Consider the following 14,665-nt stretch of genomic DNA (forward strand, 5'->3'; position numbering starts at 1 on the left):
CCGTGGGTGAGGATGGCGCCTATGCCCGCCCCCGAGGAACGCCCCGACCCCGCCGGCACCGTCTACGGCGGCCGGCGCCGAGCCAGCTCGGGGCCGCTGGCCGACCCGCTGCTGCGGGTGGCGTTGGCGGTCGGGCTGGTGGGCGTACTCCTTGGTGTGGTCTTCGCCACCGGTCTGCTCGACGGCGACGACGAGCCGGTGGTACCGGCGACCGTCGGCGCACCGTCCAGCGCGGCCGAGCCGACCGCCCCGGAAGCCGAGCCGAGCCCGACGCCGTCGGCCGAGCCGTCGCCGACACCGTCGGCCACGCCGGCCGTCCCCAGCACCGGGCCCCACGTGCTGCGGTCGCCCTCGGGCCTCTGCCTCGGGCTCGACGGTGACGGTGAGAAGGCCGGGGCCGAGCTGGCCCCCTGCACCGGAGGCCCGGAGCAGCAGTGGGTGGTGAACCCGGTCGGACCGGACGCGGCGACGCTCACCAACGCCGCCCACGGGCAGTGCCTCGACGTCGAGGGCGGCAGCGGTGACGACGGCGCGCGGATGATGCAGTTCCCCTGCCACGGTCAGGCCAACCAGCAGTGGCGACTCACCGCCACCGGCGCCGGCCCGGTGCTGCTGGTGGCGGTGCACAGCGGCAAGTGCGCGCAGGCCGAGGACGACGGCGCCGAGGCCGGGGACGAGATCCGGCAGCGGCCCTGCGACGGCCGCCCCGCCCAGCAGTGGACGGTCGGCTAGCCCCGGAAGCTCCACGCGCGCGGCGCGGTCGCGGCGACGAGGACCGCTTCCGGCACCGGCCGGCCCGGCCGTCGGCGTAGCAGCAACGACAACCCGGCCGCGCCGATCGACAACGCGCCAGCCACGTACCAGGCCAGCGCGTAGTCGCCGAGCCGGTCGCGCACCAGCCCCGCGCCGGTCGCGGCGAGGGCCGCCCCGAACTGGTGGGCGGCGAACACCCAGCCGAACACGACCGCCCCGGCACCCCCGAAGTACTCGCGGCACAGCGCCACGGTCGGCGGCACCGTCGCCACCCAGTCCAGGCCGTAGAAGACGATGAACACCAGCATGCTCGGCTCGGCCCTGCCCGCGAACAGGCTGGGCAGCACCAGCAGCGACAGCCCGCGCAGCGCGTAGTACGCGCCGAGCAGCAGCCGGCTGTCCACCCGGTCGGTGAGCCAGCCCGAGGCGATCGTGCCGACGATGTCGAAGAGCCCCACCAGCGCGAGCAGTCCCGCTGCCGTGGTCTCGGTCATGCCGTGGTCGTGCGCGGCCGGCACGAAGTGGGTGCCGACGAGGCCGTTCGTTGTCGCGCCGCAGATCGCGAACCCGCCGGCCAGCAGCCAGAAGGGCCGCGTCCGGGCTGCGGCGGCCAGCGCGCCCAGCGCCCGCGTCGCCGCGCCTCCGGTCGGCGGCGGTGCCGCGACGACCTCGGTCGCGCCGTAGGCGGGCAGGTCGAGATCCGCCGGGTGTTCGCGCAGCAGCCACACCACCAGGGGTACGACCGCCAGGCCGGCTCCGGCCACGACGAGGGCCGCCGTGCGCCAACCGTGGTCGCGCACCAGCACGGCGATCAGCGGCAGGAAGATCAGTTGCCCGGCGGCCCCGCCCGCGGTCAGCACCCCGGTGACGAGGCCCCGCCGACGGACGAACCAGCGCCCCGTGACGGTCGCCACGAAGGCCAGCGCCATCGAGCCGGTGCCCAGACCGACGAGGACACCCCAGCACAGCAGCAGCTGCCAGCTCGCGGTCATGAACACCGTCAGACCGCTACCGGCGGCGACCAGCAGCAGCGCCACCGAGACGACCCGGCGGATGCCGAACCGGTCCATCAGCGCGGCGGCGAACGGCGCGGTGAGCCCGTAGAGGAGCAGGTTGACCGAGACGGCCGCGGAGATGGTGGCGAGCGGCCAGCCGAACTCCGCGTGCAGCGGGTGCAGCAGCACCGACGGGGTAGCGCGGAACCCGGCCGCGCCGACGAGCGCCACGAAGGCGACGGCGGCGACCAGCCAGGCGGGATGCAGGCGACGGTTCTTGGTCACGGGACAAGTCTGAGCTGGGCCGGCCTGCTCGGCGAGTGGCCGGAAAGCCATCATACGCAATAATCAGGCCATGAGCACTGGCCCGCACCGGATCGCCGTCCTCGCCCTCGACCAGGTCGTCGGCCTCGACCTGGGCACTCCGTCCCAGGTCTTCAGCACCGCCCGGGGCGCCGACGACGCGTACCGCTACGACGTGCGGGTGTGCACCCCGGGCGGGAGGCCGGTCCGCAGCACCGCCGGCTTCCAGGTGCTCCCGGACCACGGGTTGGAACTCCTCGACACCGCCGACACGGTGATCGTCCCGGGCATCCACGACGGCGATGCGCTGACGTCGGGCAGCATCGACGACGAGGTGGCCGAGGCACTACGGTCGGCGTACGAGCGGGGTGCCCGGATCATGTCGATCTGCACCGGAGCGTTCGTGCTGGCCGCGGCCGGCCTGCTCGACGGCCGCCGGGCGACGACCCACTGGGCGTACGCCGATCAGTTCCGCCGCCTGCACGGCCGCGTGGACCTCGACCCTGACGTGCTCTTCATCGCCGACGACCGGGTGCTCACCTCGGCCGGAGTGGCCGCCGGCATCGACCTCTGCCTGCACGTCATCCGCCTCGACCACGGCAGCGAGATCGCCAACCGGGCCGCCCGCCGCTGCGTGATGCCGCCGTGGCGCGACGGCGGGCAGGCGCAGTACATCGAACAGCCGGTGCCGAAGGCCACCGATGCGAGCACCGCTGCCGCCCGGGAGTGGGCCCGGCAGCGGCTGCACGAGCCGATCGCCCTGCGCGACCTCGCCGAGCAGGCCCGGATGAGCGTCCGCACCTTCACCCGACGCTTCCGCTCGGAGACGGGGCTGAGCCCCGCCCAGTGGCTGCTGCGTCAACGTGCCGACCACGCCCGACTGCTGCTGGAGACGACCGACCTCACCGTCGACCAGATCGCCCGCCGCTGCGGTTTCGGCACGACTGCCGCCCTCCGTCAACAACTCCACCAGCGCGTCGGCGTGGCCCCGTCGACGTACCGCCGCACCTTCCACCCCCGCCCAGAGCTGGCAACACCCTGACCCCAGCCCCAGCCCCGGCCCCGGCCCCGGCCCCGCGATCTTGCACTTTCTGTTGTTGAAACGCCCCTTATGATCGCTTTTGTCGGCGCAGAAAGTGCAAGATCGGCGAGGTCCCGGGGTGGGTCAGCGGCGGAGCATGTGGAGCTGGGCCTGGTGTTTGGGGAGGTGAACCCGGGCGTGCAGGTCGAGCGTGCGGGACCAGGGCAACGGCTCGTCGACGATCAGGTCGAAGCCCTCGCGCAGGTGGGTCTCCACCGGCGCCTCCGATGCCAGGCCGAGTTCGGTGACCAGTCCGCAGAGCCGGTCACTGGTGTCGTGCAGCAGGGCCGCCAGACCACGCAGTCCACCCTGCTCGGCGGCCAACGCGTCGAGCTGCGGACGGTGGATGTCCTCCTCCAGCTCGTAGTAGGCGAACGGCGACCCCGCGAGCAACGCCTCGCTCGCCTGGATCATCAGTTCGTCGTTGGCGACGAGGTGCGCGACGATCTGCTCGGCGCTGAGCTGCCCCTGCGGCGCAGGCCCGAACGTCGCCCCGTCGATCTCGGCGAACACCCCGTCATAGGCCCGCCGCAACCCGCCACTGTCCACCACACCCCCACCCCACCCGCCCACCGTGTCGATCATGGCCTTGTGGTGCCCGGTTCACCCGGACGAGCGGCATTCGCCACCCACCACAACCCCTCGATCGACACGGTGGACGTTCAGCGGCGGGACTGGCGGGACCGGAGGTAGTCGGACACGACGTACTCGCCCAGGTCGTCCGTGTCGGGGGTGAACATGCGGCCACGGCTACGTCGGGCCACCGCGTCGATGAAACGCCGCAGGCCGTCATCGTCGCCGAGCATGAACAGGTTGAGCGTGGCGCCGTAGCGGCTGAGCCGGTCCACCTCGCGGACCGTCGCCTCGATCGTCTCCGGCAGGGGCGGCCAGTGGAACAGCGCCTCCCCGTCGTCCGGGTCCAGGTGTGCGGTCGGCTCCCCGTCGGTGACCACCAGGACGATCGGCTCGGCGTCCGGATGGCGGCGCAGGTGCCGGGCGGCCAACCGCAGCGCGTGCTGGAGGTTGGTGCCCTGTTCCAGATCCGGCTCCACGGCGGCCAGCTCCTGCTGGGTGAGCGTCGTCGCCTCCCGGCCGAAGCCGACGATCTGCAGGGCGTCCTGCGGAAAACGCGTCTCCATCAGGTGCGCCAACGCCAGGGCCGTCTGCTTCATCGGCCCCCAACGACCCTGAGAGATCATCGAGTACGACAGGTCGACGCAGAGCACCACCGCCGCCGAGGCACGCTTCTCGGTCTCCACCACCTCGAAGTCGTCCGCTTCGAGCTGTAGCGGAACCGTCGGCCCGGCCCGGCGCACCGCCCGGGTGAGCGTGCGGACCACGTCCAACGGCTGCTCGTCGCCGTACTCCCAGGGGCGGGACGCACCGCTGACCTCGCCGGCCGCACCCGCCGACCGCAGGTCGTGCTGGCCCCGCGGCCCGGCCGTCAGGTCGGCGAAGACCCGCCGCAGCGCGGTGCCACCGAGCCGGCGCAACGCCTTCGGACTCAGCGTCAGCCCGTCCGCGTCCCGGCCCACCCAGCCCTGCCGGCGCAACTCCCGTTCCAGCTCACGCAACCGGCGGACGTCGTCAGCCGCGTCCCGGCCCAGCGTCCGGGCCACCGCGTCGACGTCCACGTCGTCCAGCGTGGCCCCGGGGTGCTCCTGGTCGAGTTGGTCCAGCAGGTCGTCCAGCTCACCGATCTCACCGAGCGCGCCGGCCGCGTCCGCGTAGTCCAGGGGCTGGTCGCCCCGGACCCGCTCGCCGCGCCCCCAGCGCAGGTCCGGCCGCAGCGCCCGCAGGTTCGCGTCGAGCGCCGACAGCTCACCGGCCAGGCGGTCGCCGAGCGACTGCTGCATCAGACCGGCCAGTTCGGCGCGCTGCCGGTCGGACAGCGAGTTCATCAGGCGCTCACCCGCCGCCGAACGGCGAGCCAGCACGTCGATCAACTCGTCGACCGTCTCGGGCTTCTCGGGGAAGAAGTCGCCGTGCCGCCGCATGAACTCGGCGAACGCGTCGGTGGTGTCCTCCGCGCGGCCGTGCCGGGCCAACAGGTCGTTCAGGTCCCGCATCATCTCGGCGAGCCGCTGCTGCGCGGCCGGGTCGGCGGACGCGCGCACCGCGTCGCGCAGCCCGGCGAAGCGCTGACCGAGGACGTCGTCCCGGAGCTGGTCGAGGATCTGCTGGTACGAACGACGGGCGTCCTCGCTGGCCCACTGGTAGCCGGACAGCTCCTCGACCGCACGAGCCGTGGAGCGGGGCAGGTTGTCCAGCACCGACTCGGCGAACCGCGCGCCGTCGTCGTCGCGCTCCCGCAGTTCGTCACGTTCGGCGGCGAGTGCCTGGTCGAGCAGGGCCTGTGCCCGGGTCACCGCGCCGTCGAGGTCGCCGCGACGAAGCGCCTCGCGGCGCAGCCGTCGCGCCCGGGCGGCCAGGTCGTCCAACCCGCCACGCCCCTGCGGACCACGGCGCAGCAGATCGCGCAGCGCCTGCCGCAGGCTGCCGCCGGCCAGCACCTCGGCGCCGACCGCGTCCACCGCCTCACGCACGTCGTACGGGGGTGCCAGCGGATCGGGGCCGCCGTTCCACTGCCCGTACCGGAACCGGTTGCCGGCCATGGTCAGCCCCGGCCGCCGTAGACGGTGCGCCCCGACTCGGTGACGTCCTTGCCGAGCCGGCGGGTCAGGTGCAACCCCTCCAGCACGAACTCGACGGCCGCGGCGGCCTCCTCCGGGGTGGGCGCGTCGCCCAGGCCGAGCCGGTCGAGAACCTTGGCCAGGCCGGGCACGGTGCCCACCTGGCGCAGCAGCTCGGCGGAACCGACCAGCTCCCCGGTCTCGATCGCCGCCCCGTCCTCGACGAGGGCGGTGAACCCGGACAGGTCGAGCCCGGCCAGGTGGGCGCGGAACGTCTCGGCGGTCGCGGTCCGCAGCAGGTGAGCCAGGACCTCGATCTCCCGCCCCTCCTCGCCGCTCTCGAACTCCACCTTGCCCCGCAGCGTGCTGGTCACCGACACCGCGTCACCGACCCGGGCCACCGCGGCCTCCGGCCGACCGTCCGCGTCGTCGGAGGCGGCGAGCAGGCCGGCACGACGCAGCGCGGCACCGGCAACCGTCTCAGCGGCGGCGATCGCGAATCGAGCGGAAACTCCGGAGCGCGGGTCCACCGACGGGGATTCCCGCACCGCGCGGGCGAAACGGGCCAGCACCTCCAGCACATGCTCGGGGACGGCCGCGACCAGATCCGCCTCCTGGCGGATCAACGCCAGCTCCAACTCCAGGTCGACCGGATAGTGGGTACGGATCTCCGCGCCGAACCGGTCCTTGAGCGGAGTGATGATCCGGCCCCGGTTGGTGTAGTCCTCCGGGTTGGCGCTGGCCACCAGGAGCAGGTCCAGTGGCAGCCGGAGCTGGTAGCCCCGGACCTGGATGTCTCGCTCCTCGAGCACGTTGAGCAGCGCCACCTGGATGCGTTCGGCCAGGTCGGGCAGCTCGTTGACGGCGAAGATGCCCCGGTTGGTCCGCGGCACCAGCCCGAAGTGGATGGTCTCCGGGTCACCGAGGGTGCGGCCCTGGGCGATCCGGATCGGGTCGACGTCACCGATCAGGTCACCGACGCTGGTGTCCGGGGTCGCCAACTTCTCGCCGTAGCGCATCGAGCGGTGCAGCCAGCCGATCGGCAACTCGTCGCCGGCCTCGGCGACCTGGGCACGGGACGCCGGGGTCAGCGGGTGCATGGGGTGCTCGTTGAGCACCGAGCCGGGGATGACCGGCGTCCACTCGTCGAGCAGCGCGCCCAGGGCGCGGATCAGCCGGGTCTTGCCCTGGCCGCGCTCGCCGAGCAGCACCATGTCGTGCCCGGCGAGCAGAGCACGCTCGACCTCGGGCAGGACGGTGTCGTCGTAGCCGACGATGCCGGGGAAACGGGTCTCGCCCGAACGCATCCGGGCGAGGAGGTTGTCGCGGAGTTCCTGCTTGACGGTGCGGTACTGGTGACCGGCCGCCCGTAGCGCGCCGAGCGTGCCGGGCAGGTCGGCCGGTGGAACCGGGATTACCGGGGTAGGCGCAGTCACCCGAGTAACGCTAGCTCACATTCGCGGGGGCACCTCCGGCTTCGGGTGGCACCCCCACTGCCACCCTCAGCCCCGGCCGCAGCGCCGGCAGGTGCCCCGACGGCGCAGGTGGTACGCGTACGTCGCCGCGCCGAGCGCAACGCCCCACACCGGCCAGAGCAGCATCGGCGCCGCGGTCAGGCTGGTCCCGCCGGTGAGCTCCCAGAACTGGGGGTTGCTGAGCAGGCCGAAGCTCGCCGCGGTGACGGAGATGGCGACCAGGCCCGCCGGCACCACGGCCAGCTTCACCGGCACCCGCCGACCGGCGAGCCCGACCATCCAGCGGGGGAACCGCTCACCCCAGCGCTGCACCAGTCCAAGGGTGAGGATCGCGCCGGCGGTGGCGAAGGCGGCCAGCCCGAACCCGGCCCAGACCAGCCCGCTGTCCTGCATCTCGGTCAGGAACTCCCGGGAGATGCCCAGCGGGATGCCGGCCGCCCAGGCGAACCGGATCGCCGCGTACGTCACCGGGATGACCGCCGCGATGCCGGCGGCCCACCGACCCCAGCGAGCGGCGGCGGTCGGGGTGGTCCAGCCACGGTCGGTGTCGTCCCGCCCACAGGAGACGCAGGCCCGGGCGGTGCGGCGCTGCCAGGCGAGCATCGCCCCGGCCAGCAGCAGCCCGCCGAGCAGCGCGGCGAACCGGCCGAACAGGGCCCAGTTGAAGATGTCGGAGTAGTCGACCGGCGGCCAGCCGAACGGCGCGCCGACGATCAGGATCGGCAGGTAGCCGAGGATGACCAGCACGCGGACGTCCGGCACGACCACGGCGAGGACGAACGCGACCGCCCAGCCGTAGCCGGCGAGCAGCGCCCGCAGGGGGCCGGGTGGGCGGACCGCCGGGCGGCTCATGGCCAGGGCGGCCACGGCGGCGGTCAGCAGGACACCGGCGAAGATCGGGGTGGCCACCTCCACCGGCACCAGGCGCAGCAGGCTGACGTCACCGCCGTGCGGGTCGTTCGGGCCGAACGGGTAGCCGGCGCCGGTGAGCGTGCCGACCAGGGCGAGTACACCCCACAGGCCGAGCCAGGCGGCGGCGAGCGGAGCGAGCCGGTCGGGCCAGCGGGAGTCGGTACGGGTTCGAACGTCGTCGATCGTCGTCATGCTCTCAGCCTCGACCGATCGGCGACCGGTTTCCTCCCGGGCGACGGTGAACCGGCTCCCCCGGCCGGGGGAACGGCCGGTCAGCCGGACGGGGTGACGAAGCCGGACTCGTAGGCGGCGATGACCGCCTGGGTGCGGTCACGGACGCCCAGCTTGGCCAACACGTTGCCGACGTGCGTCTTGACCGTCTCCACTCCGACGACCAGGTGGGCGGCGATCTCCGGGTTGGACCGGCCGGTCGCCATGAGCCGCAGCACCTCGGCCTCCCGCTCGGTGAGGCGCGCGGCGCGCAGACGGTCCCCACCCGCCGGCCCGTACGCGCCGACGAGCTGGCGGATCGCGGCCGGGAACAGCAGCGACTCCCCCGCCGCGACGACCCGGACCGCCTCGACGACCTCCGCCGGTCGGGCTCGCTTGAGCAGGAAGCCGGACGCTCCGGCGCGCAGCGCCTCGTAGACGTACTCGTCGTTGGCGAACGTGGTGACCACCAGCACCCGGGGCGGGTCGGCGGAGGTCGCCAGCAGGTGTCGGGTGGCCTGGATACCGTCGATGCCGGGCATCCGCACGTCCATCAGCACCACGTCCGGGCGGTGGCGGGCGACCAGGGGCGGCACCTCTGCGCCGTCGGCGGCCTCGGCGAGCACCCGCAGATCGGGTTGCGCGTCGATGATGGCCCGCAGCCCGACCCGGATCAGCTCGTCGTCGTCGACGATCAGCACGCCGGTGCTCATCGCGCGTCCTCGTACGGCAGGCGGGCCCGGACGAGCCAGCGGTCGCCGTCCGGGCCGACGGTGAGCCGGCCGCCGAGCAGCAGCACCCGTTCCCGGATACCGTCCAGGCCCCGCCCGCCCCGCCCCGGATCGGAGCGACGCTGTCGGCCGAGGGCATTTTCCATTTCCAACTCCAGAGCATCGCGGTGCAGGTCGAGCCGCAGCGTCACCGGCCCGTGGCCGTGGCGGGCGGCGTTGGTCAGTCCCTCCTGGACGATGCGGTAACCCTCCCGGGAGACCACCGCGGGCACCGCCGCGGGGTCGCCGGCGCGGCTGTCGTAGACCGTCAGCCCGGCCGCGCGGGCGTCGGTGACCAGCCGGTCCAGGTCGGCGAGCGTACGCTGTGGCGCCACCGACGGCCGGTCACCGCCGGTCTCGCGGAGCAGCCCCAACACGTGGTCCAGCTCGTCCATCGCGGTCCGGCCGGCGTCCTCGATGGCGGCCAGCGCGCGCCGGACGAACTCCGGGTCGGTGTCGAGCACCTCGCGGGCGGCGCCGGCCTGGAGGGTCGCCACGGTCAACGCGTGACCGACGGAGTCGTGCAGTTCGCGGGCCAGCCGGTTGCGTTCGGCGAGCCGGGTCGCCCGCACTTCCAGGGCGGCGATCCGCTCCGCCTGGGCGGGACCGAGCAGCACCGGAGCCATCGACACGGCGAGCGCGCCGAGCCCGGCCACGGCGTAGCCGAGGCCGACCAGCAGGGCGACCCCGCTGAGGGTGAGCCAGCCGCTGTCCCGCCCGTCCAACGGCCCGAACCGTTCCCGGCTGGTCAGCTCGTCGCCGACACCGAACTGCTGCGCGATGAAGGCCAGCGCCATCGGCAGGGCGCTGAACAGCGCGATCATCACCACTGCGCCGACGATGAGGTGCGTGGCGATCCAGAGCGCGCTGCGCAGGCGGCTCTCCCGGTCGCCGCGGTGTCCCAGGGCCGGGTCGGGCAGGTCGACGCCGAGCAGCGCCCGTACGGCGGCGATCTCCAGCGCCCGACTGCCGTCCAGCAGCAAGGGCACCACGGCGATCAGCGCGGCGATCACCAGCAGGACGTACACCAGCGGGCGGGGAATCGCCGAGTCACGCAACATCTGCGCGAAGGTCACCGCGAGGACGCCGTACGGCAGGGCCAGCACGCCGCCCAGCAGCAGGAAGACGCCGCGTCGCCAGGTGCTGCCCGCGACCAGCGGGGCCAGCACCGCGCGGAGGGTCATCGGATCATTCTGCTGCCGTCGGGCGGGCGCGCGACTCCCCCGTACCGGGGAGATCTCAGCGGTGGTCGGCGACGTACCCCTGCGGGTCCTTGTCGCGGAACGCAAGGTCACGGCCGTTCTTGTGCTCGCCGTAGAAGGTCAGCCAGCGTTGCCCCAGCTCGGCGCGCAGTTCGAAGCCGGCGTGCCGGCGGAAGTCGGGCAGCGCCTCGTCCTCCTCCTCGGCCAGGTGCTCGCTGTTCTCCCGGCGGGCCGTGCCGACAGCCTCCCACCAGGGCTTCGAGCCGACCGGGTGCAGTTTGGACTCGGCGATGGCATCCCGGATCTTGTTGTGGTCGCCGATGGCGTCGGCGGTCTCGTCCTCGCCGTCGTCGCCGTGCTTGACCAGGTGCGGGTAGAGGATCGCCTCCTCGGCCTCGGCGTGGATGTCGAGGTGCAGGGCGAGGGCGTCCCAGATGGCCAGCAGTTCCTGCTCGTCGCGGGCGTCGTCGAGGCGGGCGAAGCCGCGCCGGAAGGCGGCGTGGTCGTCCAGGATCAGTGCGGTGATGTCGTCCACGTCGTTCACTTTCTGCGGGTCCGGGACCGGTCGTCGCGTCGAAACTACCCCGACGTCCGACTTCCCACGCCCGATCTCGGGCACGTCCGACCGCGGTTAGGCTCATGATCGTGACCTACCTCGCCGCGGAAGACCGCTACGACACCATGACCTACCGGCGCAGTGGACGCAGTGGCCTGCGGCTGCCCGCCGTCTCCCTCGGGCTGTGGCACAACTTCGGCCCGGACCGCCCGTACGAGCGCCAGCGCGACATCGTCCGACGCGCGTTCGACCTGGGTGTCACCCACTTCGACCTGGCCAACAACTACGGCCCGCCGCCCGGTTCGGCGGAGGAGAACTTCGGCCGGATGCTCGCCACCGACCTGAAGGCGTACCGCGACGAGCTGGTCATCTCCAGCAAGGCCGGCTACCTCATGTGGCCCGGCCCGTACGGCGAGTGGGGCTCGCGCAAGAACCTGATCTCGTCGCTGGACCAGTCGCTGGGCCGGATGGGCCTGGACTACGTCGACATCTTCTACTCGCACCGCTTCGACCCGGACACCCCGCTGGAAGAGACGATGGGCGCGCTGGACGCGATCGTCCGCTCCGGCAAGGCGCTCTACGTGGGCATCTCCAACTACAACTCGGAGCAGACCGCGAAGGCTGCGGCGATCCTGCGCGAGCTGGGCACGCCGCTGCTGATCAACCAGCCGTCGTACTCGATGCTCAACCGCTGGACCGAGGACGACGGCCTGCTCGACACGCTGGAGCAGGTCGGTGCCGGCTGCATCGCGTACAGCCCTCTCGCTCAGGGCCTGCTGACGGACCGTTACCTCAAGGGCATCCCGGCCGACTCGCGGGTGCGGACCAGCGTCTTCCTCAACGAGAGTGACCTCGACGACGAGAAGATGGCCACCATCCGCGGGCTCGGCGCGGTCGCCGAGCGGCGCGGCCAGTCCCTGGCCCAGCTCGCGCTGGCCTGGGCGCTGCGCGACCCGCGGATGACCAGCCTCATCATCGGGGCGAGCAGCGTCGAGCAGTTGGAGACCAACATCGCCGCCGTGCACAACCTCGACCTGAGCGCCGAGGACCTGGCCGAGATCGACCGGCTGCTGGGCTGACCGCCGCAGTACGGGCGGCCCGGGTCACCAGATCCGGCGCCGCCCGGCGCGGTGGTTGCGCACCTCGCACCGTCGTCCCGCCGGCACGACGGGCTCACGCCGCCGCCGGCCCACGCCGATCAGCACCGCCAGGACCAGCACGACGGCGGCTCCGGCCAGTACCGGCCACCGGCCGTCGAGGTCGGTCACCGACGCCACCGGCACGCCCGGGTTGGCCGCCGCCGCCACCGCCGACTCCGTGGCGGCCGGCCGGCTGGCAGGGGTACGCGCGGAGGCCTTCGTCGTGGCGGCACGCTTCTCGGTGCCGGGCGGGGCCGTGAAGACCACGTCGGAGCAGGAGTAGTAGGTGTCCGGGGTGTTGGAGTTCTGCCAGATCGTGTAGATCAGGTGACGCCCGGTGCGACCCGTCGGCAGCCGGCCGGCCAGTTGGTACGCCCCGGCCCGCACGGGCGGGTCGGTCCGGGTCAGGAACGGACGCGGTTCCAGCTCCGACCAGGTCAGCGGCTTGCCGGGGTCGTAGTCGGCTGTGGTGACGTAGAGCCGGAAGGTGCCCTTGTGCTCGATGGTGGTCCGGTACCGGAAGGTGAACGTCGCGCCGGTGGTCAACCGGGTGCTCGGCCAGTCGGTGCGGGGCAGGTCCAGCCCCCGGTACGCGGAGAGCCCACCGCTGCACAGTTCGCCGTCCGGAATCCGCTCCCGGTCCCGACCGTTGATCGCCGCGACGCGTACGTTGTCCCATTCCCGCACCGCCGCGCCCGCCGCCACGGCCGCTCGGCAGGCGCTGGTGGAGGCGTACCTGCCCTCGGGCCCGCAGGCCGCCGCCCGGCTGACGGGGTTGGTGGGGGCGCCGTGCGCCCAGGCCGGTGCCGCGCCCAGCGGTGCCGCCGCCACGGCGACCAGCACCGTGACGAGCATCCGACGCATGCTCATGGCTTGACCTCCCGGGCAGTGGTACGGGCGCGGAGGGCCAAAGGTTCGACGCCCGGGGCGCGGGAATCGCGCGGCGGTCCCCGGCGTTCCGATAACCGGTACCGAATGAAGGCCAGACCCCAGGCCGAGGAGGCAGACATGAAGGTACGTAGCTCGTTGCGTTCCCTGAAGCAGAAGCCCGGTTCGGTGGTGGTCCGTCGTCGCGGCCGGGTGGTCGTGGTGAACCGCGCGAACCCGCAGTGGAAGAGCCGTCAGGGCTGATCAACCCCTTACCGGACATACAGTCGAGAACGCCCCGACCGGGACCATCCGGTCGGGGCGTTTCGCGTCTCGGCTGCCGGCAAGCGGTGTGGCCCGGTCGATGGCATCATGCCCCTTGATCAAGCACGTTCATCGATCGAGGGGGCGACGGTGCACAGACCGGACAGATCAGCGACCCGACGGCGTACGCGACAGCTCACCGCCGGCGTGGTCGGCGTGTTGGCGGCCCTGGCCGCCGTTCCGGCACCCGCGTGGGCGGCCACGTGGTCGCCGATCCAGGTCGTGTCGGAGGCCGGTTGGAGCGGGCAGGACCAGCCCTTCGTCGCGGTAGACCGGCAGGGCGACGCACTGCTGGCCTGGGCGGGCTGCGACAGCAACGCGAGCGGCTGCTACGACCAGGTGAAGGTCCAGACGGTCTCGGTCGACGGCGTACCGGGTCCGGTCCAGACGCTCTCGCCGCTCGGCGCGTCCGCGTCCTGGCCCAAGGTGGCGTCCGACGACGACGGCGACTCCGCCGTGGTGTGGACGCAGGACGGTCTCGTGGCGGGACGCCGCGTGTCCGCCACCGGCGAACTGGGTCCGCTCCAGATGATCGCCACGTGGCACGGGGTGAGTCCGGCCGTCGCAGTCGACCCGTCGGGACTGGCGCTGGTCACCTGGACGGAGATCCGCGACGGCACGTACACGACGAAGGCCCGTTACTTCGGCGCGGACAGCTCGCTTGGTCCGGAGTTGACCCTCGGTGTCGGTGTGGACCAGCCGGTCGTGGGCGTCGACCGCACCGGAACCGCCCTCGTGGCCTGGACGGAGAGCTACGAGCGGGTCGTCGCGCGCCGGGTCCGCCCGGAGGGGGTCTCCGCCCTGCGCGTCATCGCCGGCCGGGCCACCGACGTGAGGTACGCCAGCGTCTCGCTCGCCGTGGACCGGGACGGGGACGCGGTGATCAGCTACCGGTGGTCGAAGGCGGGTGAGCTGCCCCGCCTGCGCTTGCGGCAGCTCAGCCGCACCGACACGTTGGGCAGTGTCATCAGCGTCTCGCCGGCCGCCCACGAGCTGACGCTCTTCGACGAACTCGCCGGTGATCTGGACGGCGACGCGGTGCTGACCTGGGGTCGCTGGACTCCCGAGGGTAGGCAGGTGTTCGCCCGCTCGATCTCCAGCACCGGCGTCCTCGGCACTGTCACCCGACTCGGCGTCGGCGACTGGCCGAAGATCACCCTCGACGACGACGGCGACGGTCTCGTCACCTGGAACACCCCCAGCCCGGACTTCTCGACCACCCAGGTGCAGGCCAGGACGATCGGGCAGGACGGCGCGTTCGGGGCGGCCGAGATCATCGCTCCGGACGGGCGCTACGCGCAGCCGGCGTCCAGCCCGACGGGCCGGTTCTCGGTGATCTGGCAGAAGGCGTCCTACGAGTACGACATCCGGGCCCGCTTCGGCCAGTAGCCGGGCGGCGACAGCAGGACGCCCGGACCGGGGAACCGGTCCGGGCGTCCTGCGTT

General features: G+C 72.9%; 14 protein-coding genes. 5 read left to right on the forward strand and 9 right to left on the reverse strand.

The features are described from left to right. Nucleotides 1-21: 21 nt before the first annotated feature. Nucleotides 22-732: an RICIN domain-containing protein gene (locus tag ABZV06_RS19945; RefSeq protein WP_355623225.1), complete on the forward strand. Its 711-nt coding sequence runs from the start codon at nt 22-24 to the stop codon at nt 730-732. Here the strand turns inward: ABZV06_RS19945 and ABZV06_RS19950 are convergent. After that, nucleotides 729-2,033, reverse strand: a complete 1,305-nt coding sequence (locus ABZV06_RS19950) for an MFS transporter (protein WP_355623228.1) — start codon at nt 2,031-2,033, stop codon at nt 729-731. The two genes, ABZV06_RS19945 and ABZV06_RS19950, sit on opposite strands and share 4 nt — an antisense overlap. Nucleotides 2,034-2,103: 70 nt before the next feature. Between ABZV06_RS19950 and ABZV06_RS19955 the strand changes: the two genes are divergently transcribed. Beyond that, nucleotides 2,104-3,093, forward strand: coding sequence for a DJ-1/PfpI family protein (locus ABZV06_RS19955; RefSeq protein WP_355232744.1), 990 nt, complete (start codon nt 2,104-2,106; stop codon nt 3,091-3,093). A gap of 123 nt (nt 3,094-3,216) precedes the next feature. Here ABZV06_RS19955 and ABZV06_RS19960 read toward each other — a convergent pair whose 3' ends face one another. The 7 genes from ABZV06_RS19960 to ABZV06_RS19990 all read right to left on the reverse strand — a co-directional run bounded on the left by ABZV06_RS19960 (nt 3,217) and on the right by ABZV06_RS19990 (nt 10,869). After that, nucleotides 3,217-3,681 carry a hypothetical protein gene (locus ABZV06_RS19960; RefSeq protein WP_355233073.1) on the reverse strand — a complete coding sequence of 155 codons (465 nt, stop codon included), beginning with the start codon at nt 3,679-3,681 and terminating at the stop codon, nt 3,217-3,219. A 113-nt stretch (nt 3,682-3,794) separates the two neighbouring features. Next, nucleotides 3,795-5,747 carry a VWA domain-containing protein gene (locus ABZV06_RS19965; RefSeq protein WP_355623231.1) on the reverse strand — a complete coding sequence of 651 codons (1,953 nt, stop codon included), beginning with the start codon at nt 5,745-5,747 and terminating at the stop codon, nt 3,795-3,797. A 2-nt stretch (nt 5,748-5,749) separates the two neighbouring features. After that, complete coding sequence (locus ABZV06_RS19970) at nt 5,750-7,201, reverse strand: sigma 54-interacting transcriptional regulator (RefSeq protein WP_355232742.1); 1,452 nt, start codon at nt 7,199-7,201, stop codon at nt 5,750-5,752. 66 nt (nt 7,202-7,267) lie between these two features. After that, the gene (locus ABZV06_RS19975; RefSeq protein ID WP_355232741.1) at nt 7,268-8,344 is read right to left on the reverse strand and encodes a hypothetical protein; all 1,077 of its coding nucleotides are present in this window, start codon (nt 8,342-8,344) and stop codon (nt 7,268-7,270) included. 80 nt (nt 8,345-8,424) lie between these two features. Further along, nucleotides 8,425-9,075 carry a response regulator transcription factor gene (locus tag ABZV06_RS19980; RefSeq protein WP_355232740.1) on the reverse strand — a complete coding sequence of 217 codons (651 nt, stop codon included), beginning with the start codon at nt 9,073-9,075 and terminating at the stop codon, nt 8,425-8,427. After that, nucleotides 9,072-10,316, reverse strand: a complete 1,245-nt coding sequence (locus ABZV06_RS19985; protein ID WP_355232739.1) for a histidine kinase — start codon at nt 10,314-10,316, stop codon at nt 9,072-9,074. The genes ABZV06_RS19980 and ABZV06_RS19985 overlap by 4 nt, the downstream gene beginning before the upstream one ends. 55 nt (nt 10,317-10,371) lie before the next feature. Then, nucleotides 10,372-10,869 (reverse strand): hemerythrin domain-containing protein, encoded by a 498-nt coding sequence (locus ABZV06_RS19990; RefSeq protein ID WP_355232738.1) that lies wholly within the window; start codon nt 10,867-10,869, stop codon nt 10,372-10,374. Between the two features lie 104 nt (nt 10,870-10,973). Here ABZV06_RS19990 and mgrA point away from each other — a divergent pair, with 104 nt between their 5' ends. Continuing rightward, nucleotides 10,974-11,969, forward strand: coding sequence for an L-glyceraldehyde 3-phosphate reductase (gene mgrA, locus ABZV06_RS19995; protein ID WP_355232737.1), 996 nt, complete (start codon nt 10,974-10,976; stop codon nt 11,967-11,969). Between the two features lie 24 nt (nt 11,970-11,993). Here mgrA and ABZV06_RS20000 read toward each other — a convergent pair whose 3' ends face one another. Continuing rightward, nucleotides 11,994-12,899: a lytic polysaccharide monooxygenase gene (locus ABZV06_RS20000; RefSeq protein ID WP_355623234.1), complete on the reverse strand. Its 906-nt coding sequence runs from the start codon at nt 12,897-12,899 to the stop codon at nt 11,994-11,996. A gap of 138 nt (nt 12,900-13,037) precedes the next feature. Between ABZV06_RS20000 and ABZV06_RS20005 the strand changes: the two genes are divergently transcribed. Together ABZV06_RS20005 and ABZV06_RS20010 are read left to right on the forward strand one after the other, a co-directional pair. Then, nucleotides 13,038-13,160, forward strand: coding sequence for a 50S ribosomal protein L36 (locus tag ABZV06_RS20005; protein ID WP_091591861.1), 123 nt, complete (start codon nt 13,038-13,040; stop codon nt 13,158-13,160). 150 nt (nt 13,161-13,310) lie between these two features. Beyond that, nucleotides 13,311-14,609: a hypothetical protein gene (locus ABZV06_RS20010; protein WP_355623236.1), complete on the forward strand. Its 1,299-nt coding sequence runs from the start codon at nt 13,311-13,313 to the stop codon at nt 14,607-14,609. Nucleotides 14,610-14,665 lie beyond the last annotated feature (56 nt).

Origin of the sequence: Micromonospora sp. NPDC005172 (genome assembly GCF_040608555.1) — a bacterium.
Classification (GTDB): Bacteria; Actinomycetota; Actinomycetes; order Mycobacteriales; family Micromonosporaceae; genus Micromonospora.